Annotated in this window: 17 protein-coding genes; 9 read left to right on the top strand and 8 right to left on the bottom strand. The window is 39.2% G+C overall.

All coding sequences use genetic code 11. From position 1 onward, the window contains the following. Positions 1 to 31: 31 nt before the first annotated feature. The 3 genes from HMPREF9431_RS02785 to pheS form a co-directional block, all read right to left on the bottom strand. Positions 32 to 1,219, bottom strand: a complete 1,188-nt coding sequence (locus tag HMPREF9431_RS02785) for an ATP-binding protein (protein ID WP_004379566.1) — start codon at positions 1,217 to 1,219, stop codon at positions 32 to 34. Between the two features lie 248 nt (positions 1,220 to 1,467). Beyond that, positions 1,468 to 2,241: a gliding motility protein GldB-related protein gene (locus tag HMPREF9431_RS02780; RefSeq protein ID WP_458693801.1), complete on the bottom strand. Its 774-nt coding sequence runs from the start codon at positions 2,239 to 2,241 to the stop codon at positions 1,468 to 1,470. 237 nt (positions 2,242 to 2,478) lie between these two features. Beyond that, on the bottom strand, positions 2,479 to 3,519 hold the full coding sequence (gene pheS / locus HMPREF9431_RS02775; protein WP_004379564.1) for a phenylalanine--tRNA ligase subunit alpha: 1,041 nt from the start codon (positions 3,517 to 3,519) through the stop codon (positions 2,479 to 2,481). Between the two features lie 184 nt (positions 3,520 to 3,703). On the opposite strand from pheS, the gene HMPREF9431_RS02770 reads away from it, so the two are divergent. Genes HMPREF9431_RS02770 through HMPREF9431_RS02760 form a run of 3 tightly spaced genes read left to right on the top strand, consistent with a single transcriptional unit; the run spans position 3,704 to position 6,349 of the window. Next, positions 3,704 to 4,558 (top strand): DUF4348 domain-containing protein, encoded by an 855-nt coding sequence (locus HMPREF9431_RS02770; RefSeq protein WP_004379563.1) that lies wholly within the window; start codon positions 3,704 to 3,706, stop codon positions 4,556 to 4,558. A 10-nt stretch (positions 4,559 to 4,568) separates the two neighbouring features. Continuing rightward, complete coding sequence (gene murB, locus HMPREF9431_RS02765) at positions 4,569 to 5,582, top strand: UDP-N-acetylmuramate dehydrogenase (RefSeq protein WP_004379562.1); 1,014 nt, start codon at positions 4,569 to 4,571, stop codon at positions 5,580 to 5,582. Then, positions 5,579 to 6,349, top strand: a complete 771-nt coding sequence (locus HMPREF9431_RS02760; protein WP_004379561.1) for an MBL fold metallo-hydrolase — start codon at positions 5,579 to 5,581, stop codon at positions 6,347 to 6,349. Before murB ends, HMPREF9431_RS02760 begins: the two co-directional genes overlap by 4 nt. Here the strand turns inward: HMPREF9431_RS02760 and HMPREF9431_RS02755 are convergent. From HMPREF9431_RS02755 to HMPREF9431_RS02745, 3 genes are read right to left on the bottom strand one after another with little or no spacing between them, the layout of a single operon-like run. Next, on the bottom strand, positions 6,342 to 6,584 hold the full coding sequence (locus HMPREF9431_RS02755) for a hypothetical protein (protein ID WP_004379560.1): 243 nt from the start codon (positions 6,582 to 6,584) through the stop codon (positions 6,342 to 6,344). The two genes, HMPREF9431_RS02760 and HMPREF9431_RS02755, sit on opposite strands and share 8 nt — an antisense overlap. Next, positions 6,581 to 6,937 (bottom strand): phage holin family protein, encoded by a 357-nt coding sequence (locus HMPREF9431_RS02750; protein WP_004379559.1) that lies wholly within the window; start codon positions 6,935 to 6,937, stop codon positions 6,581 to 6,583. The genes HMPREF9431_RS02755 and HMPREF9431_RS02750 overlap by 4 nt, the downstream gene beginning before the upstream one ends. A 5-nt stretch (positions 6,938 to 6,942) precedes the next feature. Further along, positions 6,943 to 7,164 (bottom strand): YtxH domain-containing protein, encoded by a 222-nt coding sequence (locus HMPREF9431_RS02745; protein ID WP_004379558.1) that lies wholly within the window; start codon positions 7,162 to 7,164, stop codon positions 6,943 to 6,945. A gap of 254 nt (positions 7,165 to 7,418) precedes the next feature. Here HMPREF9431_RS02745 and HMPREF9431_RS02740 point away from each other — a divergent pair, with 254 nt between their 5' ends. The 4 genes from HMPREF9431_RS02740 (at position 7,419) to HMPREF9431_RS02725 (ending at position 11,055) form a co-directional block, all read left to right on the top strand. Next, on the top strand, positions 7,419 to 7,907 hold the full coding sequence (locus HMPREF9431_RS02740) for an SPOR domain-containing protein (protein WP_004379556.1): 489 nt from the start codon (positions 7,419 to 7,421) through the stop codon (positions 7,905 to 7,907). A gap of 36 nt (positions 7,908 to 7,943) precedes the next feature. Continuing rightward, positions 7,944 to 8,378 carry a Holliday junction resolvase RuvX gene (ruvX, locus tag HMPREF9431_RS02735; protein ID WP_004379555.1) on the top strand — a complete coding sequence of 145 codons (435 nt, stop codon included), beginning with the start codon at positions 7,944 to 7,946 and terminating at the stop codon, positions 8,376 to 8,378. A 134-nt stretch (positions 8,379 to 8,512) separates the two neighbouring features. Beyond that, on the top strand, positions 8,513 to 9,076 hold the full coding sequence (def, locus tag HMPREF9431_RS02730) for a peptide deformylase (RefSeq protein ID WP_004379554.1): 564 nt from the start codon (positions 8,513 to 8,515) through the stop codon (positions 9,074 to 9,076). Between the two features lie 11 nt (positions 9,077 to 9,087). Next, complete coding sequence (locus HMPREF9431_RS02725) at positions 9,088 to 11,055, top strand: tetratricopeptide repeat protein (protein ID WP_004379553.1); 1,968 nt, start codon at positions 9,088 to 9,090, stop codon at positions 11,053 to 11,055. 67 nt (positions 11,056 to 11,122) lie between these two features. Here the strand turns inward: HMPREF9431_RS02725 and HMPREF9431_RS02720 are convergent, their stop codons facing one another. Together HMPREF9431_RS02720 and HMPREF9431_RS02715 are read right to left on the bottom strand one after the other, a co-directional pair. Beyond that, complete coding sequence (locus HMPREF9431_RS02720) at positions 11,123 to 11,653, bottom strand: FHA domain-containing protein (protein WP_004379552.1); 531 nt, start codon at positions 11,651 to 11,653, stop codon at positions 11,123 to 11,125. 15 nt (positions 11,654 to 11,668) lie between these two features. Next, positions 11,669 to 12,706, bottom strand: a complete 1,038-nt coding sequence (locus tag HMPREF9431_RS02715; protein ID WP_004379551.1) for an HU domain-containing protein — start codon at positions 12,704 to 12,706, stop codon at positions 11,669 to 11,671. A 143-nt stretch (positions 12,707 to 12,849) separates the two neighbouring features. Here HMPREF9431_RS02715 and rfbC point away from each other — a divergent pair, with 143 nt between their 5' ends. Both rfbC and HMPREF9431_RS02705 read left to right on the top strand, forming a co-directional pair. Further along, positions 12,850 to 13,395 (top strand): dTDP-4-dehydrorhamnose 3,5-epimerase, encoded by a 546-nt coding sequence (gene rfbC, locus HMPREF9431_RS02710; protein WP_004379550.1) that lies wholly within the window; start codon positions 12,850 to 12,852, stop codon positions 13,393 to 13,395. 3 nt (positions 13,396 to 13,398) lie between these two features. After that, entirely contained in the window at positions 13,399 to 14,196 is a 798-nt protein-coding gene (locus HMPREF9431_RS02705) for a DUF4738 domain-containing protein (RefSeq protein ID WP_004379549.1), read from the top strand. Positions 14,197 to 14,267 lie beyond the last annotated feature (71 nt).

Raw genomic sequence — 14,267 nt, 5'->3', positions numbered from 1 at the left:
TTTTGTATATCTAAAATCTATTTGTTGTTACTTAATAAAGAAAGCCGAACAACCATAGGGGAATACAATTCCCTTGTCCGACTTCGGTGTTATAACGTGCATAAATCGTATCAGAGTGGCAACGATGCTTTTGCTCGTTCTGCATGTCTTGGATTTTAAATTTATATTTATTGTCAACCGTGAAATAGTGATCGTGTGAAGTTTGGTTTACGCGGTGATCTTTCCACAGTGAATTCACAAAAAATGTGTCCATTACTTCTTGTTCATCAAACAACAATGGATAGATAGCATAAAGCAAATTCGGATTATGCATCATCACCTTGCTTGGCTTTTTAGGGAAGTCCTGACCAACAGGGTAGATAATATTAATAAGACGTGCATCAGCTAAATACTTAATGTAATTCATCACTGTCGCACGACTGGTATCAATCTCTTCTGCCAAGTTGCTAATATTGGGCGTTTTTGCTCCTTCAAGTGCCAAAAGATAAAACAGTTTCTTTATTTTTGTGAGATATTTTAAATCAATCTGCTTGATGAGTAGGATATCCACTTCCGTCATCATATTCATCGTCTTTAACAAATTCTCAGAAAAGTTTCGTTGCTCTAAAAAGAACGGATAAAAACCATGATGAAGATATTCTTTAAAGTATTCTAATGAAGGTGTGGTCTGTAAAATCTCTTTTGCAATATGCTCATGCTGTTGTAGAATATCATCCAACGTATAAGCATGAAATGTCTTACCTGTACGGAGGTTTAAAAATTCGCGGAAAGAGAAGCCTCTGAGGTTATAACTCTTTACAATATTGTTCAGCTCTGGGTTCTCTTCTTTCAGGCGCATCACGCTACTACCTGTAAAGATAATCTTCAGTTGTGGATATCGATCATAGCAAAGTCTCAATTCTTTGCTCCAATTTGGCTGTTTGAATACTTGGTCTATAAGCAGGACTTCTCCACCACGATTTACAAATTCGCCAGCAAATTCTGCTATACCTTTACTTTGAAAATAGAAATTATTCATATTTACGTAAAGGCACCGACGATCTGTTGCGCCAAATTTCTCTTTTGTATATTGTAGTAAGAAAGTGGTCTTTCCGACGCCGCGCGTACCTTTAATTCCTATAAGGCGATCATTCCAATCAATCTCATCCATGAGTGAACGCCTCACAGAATCGCGGGTATGCTCTACCAAATAAGTATGTGTGCGAAAGAAAGCTTCCATTATCTTGCCACTATTTTGTTTATTCTAAATGTGCTGCAAAGATAGTAATTATTTTCTTATTTGCAAACTCCGCTTTGCAAAATTTACACAATAAATTTGTTCTTAGGGTTATTATAAACGAGGCGTTTAATAATTTGTAATGTGTATCACTTTCCTTTTCCTTATATATTATGGTGTATGGCATAATTCATTAGGGGTATATAAGTAGTTCCTCCATCACGAAAAGTGAGAGGAAAAGGCACCACTGTCTATTGTATGAGCAACCCATTCAGCGTAAGCTTATCGTGGTGCTTCATGTATTTTTCTACTGTTTTCACACCATTTGTGTTGAAGGCCTCACGTCCGACGAGTTGATTCGTAACATACATAAGGCGTGCTGTGTGCATATCTTTGGCTTGTTGGCTGCTGTTTTCTGCATTTTTCATGGGGTAAAGACTCATGAGATAGAAAAACAGACAATCTGGAGTGATATATTCCCGTGTCATTGTCGTCCGCTGATTTGCATGATAATATTTCTGATAAAGTGGATAATCTGCTCCAAGATATTTATCCAATGATATTCCAATCGTCTGTTCGCCCACGATAATACTTTGATCAAAAGCTCCGATTTGGGTGTAGATGGTAGGAATAGTAATGTCCTTAATCTCCTTTTTAGCTTTTGTAAATGCTTTTGTGAGATCTTGATTAACATCATCCATATCACTATATTGCTCCTCTATGTCAGCTATAAGTTTTTGCAGCGTGGTGTCTTGATAATAGTTGAGCAGGGTGCTATTGATGTCAGGTTCATAGACTGCACCTAAATTTAAAACATTTTCTATGAGTGTTTTTGTTTCAATAGCGTATTCTGTATTCATTTCCTGCAAGGCCGAAAAGTCTCCCGTTGTAAGATAGCGGCTCTCTAATCGGTCATAACGAACGACTTCTATGTGCTTTTTTTCTGTGGAATTACTCTTTAACACCCAGTTGCAAGCCGTGCAGAGTAAAATCAAAGCAAATAATATGTATTTTATAGCTTTCAACAATAAAAATGCGTTTCAATTCTTTTGCAAAAATACTAATAAGTATTATTTTATACAAGGGTTTGATAAAATAATTTAAAAAATAATTTATTGTTGAGCCTTTTTCTTGCAGTTGTCTGTTGTAAGTAATAGGATTTTATCACTATCAGAGATCCGATGTGGGATTGTTATAAAAGGGAAATAACAAATTCGTCGGCAATCCTTCTGCCGACGAATTTGTTATATGAATGATAGAGACTATCGAGCAGAAGTGAATTGTTTTAAGAAACGCACATCATTTTCGGAGAACAGACGCAAGTCATTTACACGATATTTCAAATTTGTTATGCGCTCTACACCCATACCGAAAGCATAACCACTGTAAATAGAACTATCAATGCCACATGCCTCTAACACATTGGGATCAACCATGCCGCATCCTAATATCTCAACCCATCCTGTGTGTTTACAAAATCCACATCCAGTGCCACCGCAAATGTTACAAGTAATATCCATTTCAGCACTGGGTTCAGTGAAAGGAAAATAGCTTGGGCGCAAGCGAATCTTGGTATTTTTACCGAACATTTCGCGTGCGAAAGTAAGTAAAACTTGCTTTAAATCGGCAAAACTCACATTTTTGTCAACATAAAGTCCCTCAACTTGGTGAAAGAAGCAGTGTGCACGTGCACTGATAGCTTCGTTACGATAAACGCGGCCGGGACAGAGTATACGGAAAGGCGGTTGATGAGTCTCCATATAGTGAGACTGATCGCCCGATGTATGGGAGCGCAGCAAGATATTTTTCGTTACATCGTTAGGATCACTTTGTTCGATAAAAAACGTATCTTGCATGTCTCGCGCAGGATGGTCAGGAGCGAAGTTAAGCATGGTAAACACATGTTTATCATCATCAATCTCTGGCCCATCTGCCATAACAAATCCCATACGTTGAAAAATAGCAATGATTTCATTTTGCACAATAGTGAGAGGATGCCGCGTTCCTAAAGCTATAGGAGCAGGGGTGCGTGTGAGGTCAAGTGTGTCTTCTTGCGAGTCAGTGCTGGCAACAGCCTCTTTTAATGCATTGATTTTTTCAGTAGCCAACTGCTTAAGCGCATTGATTTTCATGCCTATAGTCTTTTTCTCATCGCCAGCTACGTTTCTAAAATCTGCCATAAGGCCATTAATCTCACCCTTTTTACTAAGATATTTCAGTCTCAGTTGTTCCACATCTTCGGCATTCTTAGCCTTTAATTGATTCACCTCCTCAAGGAGTGATGCTATTTTTTCTAAAAGCATATTGTTGTATATCGTTGTTGTTCTAAAAACTATTGATGCAAAGTTACGTATTTTACTTGATACTTGCGAATGTTAGTTTGTAAAATTCCAACGATTTCTTTTTTTTAATCGCTTTATTGTTGTAGTCGGAATAATGTTGTATTTTTGCACGAAAATATAGCAAAAGAAAGCAATAAATATTGTTATGAGAAAAGGATTACTCTATGGTTCGGGATTACTAATTCTGTTGTCGATCTTATTTTCAACAGGAGCATGTACAGATAAAAAGCCAATAAAGGACGATAGTGTAGCGGTTGATACAGGGAATGTTGATTCAACTTCTGCCGATACATTAGAAACATTGCTTAGTGAGCAGCCCATGCCAAAAGCAGCAGATGAGTTGTTTGACGATTTTTTCTTCAATTTCGCAGCCAACAGAAAATTGCAGCGTAAGCGTATTCTTTTTCCTTTGCCGGTTTATGAGAATGGAAAGGTCGTACGAACGATAGCAAAGGATAAGTGGAAGATTGACAATTTCTTTATGCGTCAAGATTTCTATACGTTGATATTTGACAATGCCAAGCAAATGAAAGTTGTGAAGGATACAACCATTAATCATGTTGTAGTAGAAAAAATTTACTTAACAAATAACTCGGTTAAACAATATCTGTTCAATCGTATCCATGGAGAATGGATGTTAACTTCTCTGAATGTTCATCCTATAAGACAAAACAGCAATGCATCATTTCTGCATTTCTATCAGCGTTTTGCAACAGATTCCGCTTTCCAAGCACGTAGTGTGCATGATCCATTGCACTTTGTTGGGCCTGATCCTGATAATGACTTTAGTAACACTTCTGGGACATTGTTGCCAGAGCAGTGGCCTTCATTTGCCCCAGAATTGCCACATGCACTTATTTATAATATTATCTATGGGCAGAAATATACGGAGAGCAATCAAAAGATTTTTGTCATCCGTGGCATTGCAAATGGTTTGGAAACAGAGTTAACATTTAAAAAGATAGGGAAAGAATGGAAGTTGATGAAGCTTTCAATGTAATACATGCTCAATGATTGACGAGAAAAACTATAGTTTGTTAGCACACAATACATTTGGTATTCCTGCTGCGTGTGATCGATTTTTAGAATACGAATCTATAGCAGAAGCACAAGCCATTGCTCATTTTTTACGTGCTTCCACAGCGCCTTTGTTACTGCTTGGTGCAGGGAGCAATCTTTTATTAAAAGGAGACTTCCACGGTATTGTCGTTCATTCTGCAATCAAAGGAATTGATGTCGCCCCTATAGATAATGATGTAATTGTACGTTGTGGTTCGGGAGAAATCTTTGATGACGTTGTCGATTTCTGTGTTACACATGGCTATCATGGTGTAGAGAACTTGTCTTTAATACCGGGTGAGGTAGGGGCAAGTGCTGTACAAAATATTGGTGCCTATGGTTGTGAGGTGAAGGATGTAATCGAATCTGTTGAAGCTGTTAATCTCGCGACTGGTGAAGTCGAAACAATTGCAGGCTCTGATTGTGGTTATTCGTATCGGAATAGCAAGTTTAAACATGAATGGAAAAATCATTACCTCATTACGCATGTGTCTTATCGGCTATCGAAGACATTCCAACCCCATTTAGATTATGGTAATATCCGAGCGGCTTTGGCCGAAAATCATATTCTAACACCATCTGCAAAAGAGTTGCGTCAAAGCATTATTGCCATTCGGGAAAAGAAACTTCCCAATCCCAAAGTGCTTGGCAATGCAGGGAGTTTCTTTATGAATCCGCTTGTAGAGGCACATACTTTTGAGCGGCTTATTACACGATATCCTGCCATGCCATTTTATAAGGTTGGCGAAGCACTGTATAAAATTCCTGCCGGATGGCTTATTGAACAATGTGGTTGGAAAGGGAAACATTTAGGTCGTGCCGGTGTTTATGAGAAACAAGCACTTGTATTGGTAAATTTAGGTGGAGCAAAAGGAACCGATATTATAGCCTTGAGTGATGCAATTATCCATGATGTGGAAAAAAAGTTTGGCATCTCTATCCATCCGGAAGTAAACATTGTATGAAAATAACATTATTAGGGACAGGGACTTCGCAAGGGGTTCCGGTTTTAGGATGCCAATGTGACGTGTGCAGAAGTAATGATAGCCATGACAAACGTCTACGTACTTCTGCATTAGTGGAAGTTGGAGAGACACGTATCTTAATTGATTGTGGTCCCGATTTCCGTCAGCAAATGTTGAGATTGCCTTTTAAAAAACTTGATGCTGTGCTACTTACACACATTCATTATGACCATGTTGCAGGCTTAGATGACCTGCGTCCCTTTTGTTGGGTAAGCGCTGTTGATGTCTTTGCGCAGCAAGATGTTGTTGAAGCTTTGCATCAAACGATGCCTTATTGTTTTCCAAAATCAGGAATGCTCTATCCTGGTGCACCGGATCTTCATTTACATACCATCGTCGCACATCAAGCTTTTAGCGTTGGTGAGGTGTCAATTATGCCCATTCAAGTGATGCATGGTGATTTACCGATTTTAGGATTTCGCATAAATCGCATGGCTTATATCACCGATATGAAATCAATGCATGAAACAGAATATCCTTTATTGGAAGGTATCGAATTACTGCTTATTAATGGGCTACGCTGGAAACGCTCTCATCATAGTCACCAGCTCATAGGTGATGCTATTGCCTTTTCAAAGCGCTTCCCCGATATAAAGGAAATCTATATCACCCATTTGACACACGATGCGGGGCTACATTGCAATGCACAACAGCATTTACCGCCGCATGTGCATTTTGGATATGATGGTGAAGAGATTATTATCTAAACTTTTTATACAGTTTCCAACCTAAGATAGCTCCATCAAGAATGTTTGCTCCTACGTTAAAAAGGCCGATAAGGCGTTTAGAGGTCGAAGCATTCTTTTGAAAAGCTTCTGCAGGTTTGAGCAACTCTTTCCAAAGCAAAGCTATCTGTTGTTCATTCTGATGCAAATCAGTTTGCAACATTTCTTTTTGCAAACGAATATCCTCTAATGAATTATATTTTTGTACCGTTTTCATACCTTTTTGTTTAAAAGTAAATTTGCGAGAAATCTAACTAAAGGTTTCTCAATCCACTGATGGCGGAAGATAAAGCAAATAAGGAGCAGTAGAAGATAACCTCCACCAACGATACTGAAAGCTAAAACATTTCCAACAATAGACGATAGGGCATAGGCTACAGCAAAACTTACATAAATGCAGGCCAACATTAACAACACGGCAATGATGGTTCCAATTGTTATTGCAGTAATCAGTTGGACAATCTTATCCACTACATCGAGCTTTAAAAATTGTTGTTGCAGCCCGATGTAGTGTTTCAGCGATTCAATAAGTTGTCCTATCGTTTCTATATTTCTGTCGTTTGAGAACATAGAATTTAGTCAACTATAGCATCGGCCGAAGCATCTTTGATGTCGGCAACAAGGTCATTAACCTCTTTTCTTGATAGTTTGAGGTTATGCTTTTTACAAAAATCGTCTAATGTTTCAGCGATGCGTTCACGTGTGTCGGTTCCCTTTTCGGGGGCTACTAACAAACCTAATGTTGCACCAGCAATTGCTCCACCTAAGAAAGCACAAATGTAACCTAAAGTCTTCATAAGCTAATTTTTTATGTATGTTCAACAATAAACTTCCAAATGCTGTTTCAAACCGGCATCGAAAATCTGAAGCAAATATACAATATATTTCTAATATCTTCAAGTTCCTACTGCTCATTTTTTGTTAAATATGGCGTAAATATCTTATTTAACAAACTTTATGCGCGTGTCCGTAATTTTTTCGTGAGATATTTTGTACTTTCGCACAGTATAATTAGAGATTATAAGTTGAATTATTTAACAAATAAGAGATTATGAAAAAAACTCTTGTATTCTGTTTAAGCGTATGCGCATTAGCTGCATTTACGAGTTGTGGTTCCAGTGAAAGTGCATATAAGAAGGCTTATGAGAAAGCAAAGGCGCAAGAGGCTGCGCAGCAATCAGAAGAGCCTCAGACAACAGCTCCAGTGGTAACGCCTTTAGAACAAAAGAGTTCTACAGAGACAACCGTTGTAGACAATGTTGATAATGCTGTTGTTCGTCAGGAAAATTATAGTGTGGTTTCTGGCCCTGTAGTTAAAAACTTCGGTGTAGTTGTGGGTTCATTCTCATTGAAGGCAAATGCCGAGGGAGTACAAAACACATTGCGTAATGAAGGCTATAACCCCTCTATCGTTTTTAATCAGGAACGAAATCTCTATCGGGTTGTTGCCGCTTCTTATGATAGCAAAGCTGATGCTGTGAATAGTCGCAATACTTTGCGTGCAAAGTATGCTGATGCATGGTTACTTTATAAAAAGTAGGTGAGAAGCTATCCAACAGAAGTCTGAACAATAAGAATGGCACGCATCCTTTCCATTGATTACGGTAAGAAGCGTACAGGTATAGCAGTGACTGATCCATTGCAAATTATTGCAAATGGGTTAGTCACTATTGCAACAGCAGATTTGGTGACGTTTCTTTTGCAGTATATTGTAAAAGAGACAGTCGAAGAGATTGTTATCGGGCGTCCGACACAACCCAATGGCGCACCGAGTGAAAATCTTCAACGGGTAGAACAGTTTGTAAAACGGTGGCAAAAGCTGCAACCGACCATCCCCATTGTTTATTATGATGAGCGTTATACTTCGGTATTAGCGCATAGAGCAATTATAGAGAGTGGCGTACGAAAGAAAGTTCGCCGTGAAAACAAGGGGTTAGTGGATGAGATTTCTGCAACAATTCTTTTACAAGATTATTTGCAATATAAGCAATTCTCTCAGGCACATTGTTGAGGTTGCATCTATAGGTTTAGCAAAAAGCATTGTTATTGGCTATTAAAAGCGTATGTTTTTGCCCGTAAAGTCATACATATTATGGCACAAAAGCATGTGTTTTTCTTGCCATAAAGAGAATAAGAAATAAAAGGATGGTATTACCTATATATATATATGGACAACCTGTGTTGCGCAAAGTGGCACAGGATATTGATGAGAATTATCCGGATTTAAAGAAGCTCATTGCAGATATGTTTGATACTTTAGCTGAAAGTAACGGCATAGGCTTAGCTGCACCTCAGATAGGTCGTGATATTCGCGTTGTCGTAATGGACTTAGATGTGATGAAAGACGATTATCCGGAGTATGCGGGCTTGCGAAAAGTTTTTATCAATGCACATATTTTAGCGTTTGATGAAACGGCACCTACCGAGATCATGGATGAGGGATGTTTGTCTTTGCCGGGTTTAACAGAACGTGTTGAGCGTTATACTCGTATCAAAGTGCGCTATCAAGATGAAGATTTCCAGGTGCATGAAGAATGGGTTGAAGGTTTCCTTGCTCGTGTGATGCAACATGAGTTTGATCATTTAGAGGGGAAGATGTTCATTGATCATTTGCCCGTATTGCGAAAACAAATGATTGCAGGCAAATTAAAAGCGATGCTGAAAGGTAAATTTCGTTGTAACTATCGCACAAAGGTAGCGAAAAAATAAGGGATATTCATTTGCGAAAAATTCTGCTCACTTGCTGTCTACTTGTAACCTTTATTGCTAATATTCGTGCTCAATACAACATTGAGCGTTTGTTGGAAGCTTGTGAAACGGCTTTAGGTTATCAAGATTATGTTGTTGCTATCCAATATTGTAACAACATTATCTCTAATCGCCCTAATCTTTATCGTGCATGGTTTTATAGAGGTGTTGCGAAACAAAGCTTGGGTGATTATCAGGGGGCAGCAGATGATTATAATCATGCCATACAACTCAATCCTTATGTTCATGAGCTATTTCGTGCACGTGCAGCCAATTCTCTGAATTTAAAGCAGTATGAGTCAGCAGTCGAAGATTATACCAAGGCCATCAGCTTGCAACCTGATGAGCGTGAATATTGGTTTAATCGTGCTTTGGCAAAGTTCTATAACGGTGAAATCAAGCAGTCGCGATTAGACTTGAATGGTATCATAAAGCGCTGGCCAGACTTGCCCAATAGCTATTCGCTGATGGCCGAGACCTATCTCAAAGAGAACAAGGTAGATAGTGCAAAGTTGTGGTTGGAGCGCACGTTGAAACGCAATCCTTATGATGGTAGCTCATGGTCTGTATTGGGTAGGATTTATTTACAGCGGAGTGCATGGGCGCGAGGTAATGAAGCTTTTTCGCAGGCCATACACTATCTTCCTAAAGTTGTCAACAATTATACTTATCGTGCCATGTGTCGTGTAAATCTTAATCAGTTACGTTTAGCAATGGAAGATTTCGACAAGGCCATCGATATGGATCCCAATAGCTTTTTAGCTCATTACAACCGTGGCTTATTGCGCATTACTGTGGGCGATGATAATCGTGCCATTCAAGATTTTACCTTCGTTCTTCGTCATGAACCACAAAATCTCCAAGCGCGTTATAATCGTGCTCTTTTGTTGGATAGAGTAGGGGAGTATAAGGCTGCAATAGCTGATTATACAGCTGTTTTAAAGCAATTTCCTAATTTTTGGATAGGATTACAGAGCCGAGCGCGTTGCTATCGGCGAATTGGTATGATAGCAAAAGCTGAGATGGACGAATTCCATTTGCTCAAAGCGCAGTTGGATAAGCAGAATGGGGTGCAGCAACGTTGGAGCAAAGCAAAGTTGCGTCGTGTGCGTCAGTTGAATGATTTTGATATTGAGAAATATGACCAATGGATAGAACTGCCAGATGAAGTGTCGACAACTGAATATTCAAGCAAGACAAGAGGCTTTGTGCAAAATATGAAAGGAAGCACGGAATTGATGCCTATGTTTGCCTTGTCTTATTATAAATATCGTAATGGTCTTACGGAATTATCATTAGAAAATAGGGATGTGGAAGTTTTTAACCAGCATCATTCTTTACAGAATCCACTTTATATTTCTTACAAACGGGATAGTAGTTCGGTAGAGAAGTCTTCATTGATCTTTGCCATTCAGGCTAAGTTGACACAGCAACTGAATCGCCATCCTTCGGCTAAGGAAACAAGCATATTGCTGTTACAGCGTGCTGTTGCTTACATGGATACCTATGATTATGTTGCGGCACATCGTGATTTAGATTCGTGTTTGGTGGCCGACTCTACCATGGGGTTAGCATATTGGCAACAAGCTGTGTGTACAATGAAACAACTTAGATTGAAGTCTACTGCTGTCAGTGATCAAAATTTGTTGAGGAAAGCGGCCATTAATCAATTGCAAATGGCTCAAAAATGGTGTAAGGACTCATCCTATATCCTATACAACTTGGCTAACATTTATGCTGAATTGGGAGATTATCGGCAGGCGATAAGTCTTTATACGCAAGTGCTTTCCACGCATAATAAGATGGCTGAAGCCTATTATAATCGAGGATTGTCATACATTTTATCTAACCAGAAGGCCAAAGGACTTGCTGATTTGAGTAAAGCTGGTGAGGAAGGGTGTTATGAAGCCTATAGCCTCATGAAGCAATATGGGAAATAAAGGTTGGTTGAAGAGCTGGAATGAGGATATAACCAAACAGCTGATTCAACTTTAGGGGTTAATAGATTTATTTAGAATTGTCTCCTGCTCGAAGAATAATACTGGTTGCACCAATTGTAAAAAGGGTTCCATCTTCAATTCTCCGACGCTCCTTGTCTCCTAAAATCTCGTTATTTACAAAGGTTCCTGTATAGCTTGGACCATCTTTTAGCGTATAAACGAGCTTCCCTTTTTTATCTTTAGCAACATTAATGGTGCAATGGGTCATGTCGATGCTGGGGTCGTTGGTTTCAATGGGACAATTGATTTTACTGCCTTTCATATAGCGGCCAATCGTATTGTCGCCCATTTGCAATGGAATAACTTGTTTATAATGAAAGACATTTTCAATGACAACGATTGCACCACACCCGGTTTCATTCGCAAATTCATCATGCACTTCTTGCTTTTGTAGATTGCGCAATTTTGAAACACCTATACGAATGCCAAACTCTTTGCCACAGTTGCTACATTGAAAGACAAGCGATTGCCCATCACGATATTTTGTTTCATCAAATGTGATATAATTGTCACATTTAGGACATCTAACACGTTTCATTTCAATGGAAAAAGTTTACTGGAAATGTGCTATCCAGCTTTCTTTGAATTCTGGATATTTTCGTAGACGATTCATTGCCTGGCGTGCAGCGATTTCTGAAGGGTATTGCCCAAAAACTACCTTTACATTCCTTTTGGTTTTCATAACCTGTGCGTCTGTAAAGCCTTTTTGGTGTAAAAAATGCGTATAGGCGATAGCATTTTTATGTGTTACCCTACTTGCGAGCACGATGCCATAATAATCTTCTTGCTTTGTTAAAGCTGCTTCGTTCTTATTTTGCGAGATTGCCTTTTCTGGCAGATCTGTACGATGAGAGGGCTGTTTTTGTATGTTTGAAGCGGCATATTTCTTCACCATATCGTGGGGTGCAATGTGCATCAACAAGTTCGTATCAATATTGTTGCCTGCAATATTTCTTATTCCGCTATTCCCTAATGGTATCGGAATCAACATACATATTAGGAGAGCGATGCATGCTACAGCAATATTTCGCACGACACTACGCTTTATGATATAGGATTTCTCATCTTGTTCTTCTTCTTCAAATAAGGGGATTAATTTACTATTGCGTTGTGCGAATGGCTGTTCAATATCTTTTTCTGCATTTTGTTCGGCCTCAATGTCTGTAACCTCATTTAGTTTCGGAAGTTCAAATCGGCCTAAACCATAGAGCTCTGGAGTGAGTAAACCTGCCTCGCAAGGCTCGAAAACATAATTATTTTCACCGTTTAAGCGAAGTGTTCCTAAATCATTGAGCACGTAATTTCCTTGTTGATTTAGGATTTGTTTCAGCTCTTCTGTTTCCAATTCAATTCGTCTTATGGCCTCCGGATAGCTAATATCATAACCCTCGACATAGGATTGTGCCAATAACGAATCGTTGATTTTTAGTTGGGGATTAAAGCCAATAGAGCGTGTTGGCGGGAGAAAAGAGTGGTCTCTCTCGTCATAGTGCGCCGACATGTGGTGTGCCATAAATCCCCCAAAGTCCGGAATAATGACGCAATCATTTGTAAGCAATAATATCTCTATATGTCTTTCCAGTTCTATCACGTTTGCAAAATTAATATTTTTCTTTGAAGAAAGTTCTGTTTCAGAGAAAAATTATACGGATAAATTTATTTGTGTTTTTTTGTTTTGCGAACACTTATAATTATAGTACCTTTGTGAAAAATTACAGACTAAATACATATAAAATGGAATATAAAGAGACCAAATTAGCTGGTGTTTACATCCTTGAACCGCGTATTTTTAATGATGCCCGTGGTTATTTCTACGAGGTTTGGAAGGAAGACGATTTTAAACAGCATGTGGGTGATGTACATTTTGTGCAGGATAACGAATCGAAGTCTTCTTATGGTGTTTTGCGTGGATTGCATTATCAGAAGGGTGATTATGCGCAAGCTAAATTAGTGCGCGTGCTGAAAGGTCGTGTTGTCGATGTTGCTGTGGACTTGCGTCGTGACAGTGCAACCTTTGGACAGTATGTTATGGTTGAACTTTCAGATGAAAACAAACGGCAGTTTTTCATTCCACGCGGTTTCGCACATGGTTTCTTGGTGTTGAGCGATGAGGCGGTTTTTACTTATAAAGTAGACAACGGTTATGCGCCTCAGCAAGAAGCCAGTATTTTGTGGAATGATAAAGATCTGAATATTGAGTGGCCCATTGCGGCAGAGGATATTCAGACGTCAGAGAAGGATTTAAAAGCCAGTACTTTTAAAGCGGCCGAATTGTTTTAATCGATGCAACATATTCTTTTTAAGTTCGCATGGAGTGGGCTGCTTTTGGGTATTCTGTTTGCTTGTAAGCCCAGTAGTCGTTCTCCTGAGAATAATCGCGTAACAGAAGACATTGCAGCTAAGAAAATGTTGCAAGGTGTTTGGCTTAACGACGATGAGGATGAGCCTGCTTTTAGGGTTGTCGGCGACACGATTTTCTATCCCGATAGCACATCGCAGCCTGTTTATTTCCAAATTGTTCATGACACGTTGATGCTGCATAGTGCCAACCTTGCTAAATACATCATTGTGAAGCAGGCGCCACATCTTTTTGTGTTTAAGAACCAGAATGGTGATGTGGTGCGTTGTGTTAAGACAACAGACAAGTCTTATTTGAACTATTTCGAGACATCTCGGCCGCAGGCACTCAATCAGGGCAAACTTATTAAGAGAGATTCAGTCATAATTTATGGAAACGACCGTTATCATTGGTATATTCAGGTGAACCCGACCTCGTACAAGGTGGCGAAACCCACGTATAATGATGATGGGGTTGAGGTGGACAATATTTATTATGACAATATTGTGCATGTGAGTTTGTTTAGGGGGCCGACGAAACTTTATAGCCGAGATTTCCGCAAGCGTGACTTCAGTCAGCATATTCCGGCAGGTGTGTTGCGCCAAAGCATTTTGAGTGATATTGTTTATACGGGTGCTACACCAAAAGGTTTTCATTTTGCGGCGAATGTAAGTGTGCCCGATAGTCCCACGAGTTACATTTTGAATATGGTGATAGACTTTCAAGGAAAAGCCAGTTATTAGGGCTATCTCATAGGGATCAATAAAACGAAAGCGGCAAGTTTAGGCTTCAACACCCAAACTTGCCGCTTTCG

The organism is Segatella oulorum F0390, from assembly GCF_000224615.1.
Lineage (GTDB): Bacteria > Bacteroidota > Bacteroidia > Bacteroidales > Bacteroidaceae > Prevotella > Prevotella oulorum.
This window is presented reverse-complemented; position numbering and strand designations above follow the sequence as displayed.

Excerpts from the sequence above, each read along its gene's own strand:
- HMPREF9431_RS02785 (WP_004379566.1), bottom strand. The coding sequence starts at position 1,219 with ATGGAAGCTTTCTTTCGCACACATACTTATTTGGTAGAGCATACCCGC.
- pheS (WP_004379564.1), bottom strand. The coding sequence starts at position 3,519 with ATGCTTTTAGAAAAAATAGCATCACTCCTTGAGGAGGTGAATCAATTA.
- HMPREF9431_RS02770 (WP_004379563.1), top strand. The coding sequence starts at position 3,704 with ATGAGAAAAGGATTACTCTATGGTTCGGGATTACTAATTCTGTTGTCG.
- murB (WP_004379562.1), top strand. The coding sequence starts at position 4,569 with ATGATTGACGAGAAAAACTATAGTTTGTTAGCACACAATACATTTGGT.
- HMPREF9431_RS02760 (WP_004379561.1), top strand. The coding sequence starts at position 5,579 with ATGAAAATAACATTATTAGGGACAGGGACTTCGCAAGGGGTTCCGGTT.
- HMPREF9431_RS02755 (WP_004379560.1), bottom strand. The coding sequence starts at position 6,584 with ATGAAAACGGTACAAAAATATAATTCATTAGAGGATATTCGTTTGCAA.
- HMPREF9431_RS02750 (WP_004379559.1), bottom strand. The coding sequence starts at position 6,937 with ATGTTCTCAAACGACAGAAATATAGAAACGATAGGACAACTTATTGAA.
- HMPREF9431_RS02745 (WP_004379558.1), bottom strand. The coding sequence starts at position 7,164 with ATGAAGACTTTAGGTTACATTTGTGCTTTCTTAGGTGGAGCAATTGCT.
- HMPREF9431_RS02740 (WP_004379556.1), top strand. The coding sequence starts at position 7,419 with ATGAAAAAAACTCTTGTATTCTGTTTAAGCGTATGCGCATTAGCTGCA.
- ruvX (WP_004379555.1), top strand. The coding sequence starts at position 7,944 with ATGGCACGCATCCTTTCCATTGATTACGGTAAGAAGCGTACAGGTATA.
- def (WP_004379554.1), top strand. The coding sequence starts at position 8,513 with ATGGTATTACCTATATATATATATGGACAACCTGTGTTGCGCAAAGTG.
- HMPREF9431_RS02720 (WP_004379552.1), bottom strand. The coding sequence starts at position 11,653 with ATGAAACGTGTTAGATGTCCTAAATGTGACAATTATATCACATTTGAT.
- rfbC (WP_004379550.1), top strand. The coding sequence starts at position 12,850 with ATGGAATATAAAGAGACCAAATTAGCTGGTGTTTACATCCTTGAACCG.
- HMPREF9431_RS02705 (WP_004379549.1), top strand. The coding sequence starts at position 13,399 with ATGCAACATATTCTTTTTAAGTTCGCATGGAGTGGGCTGCTTTTGGGT.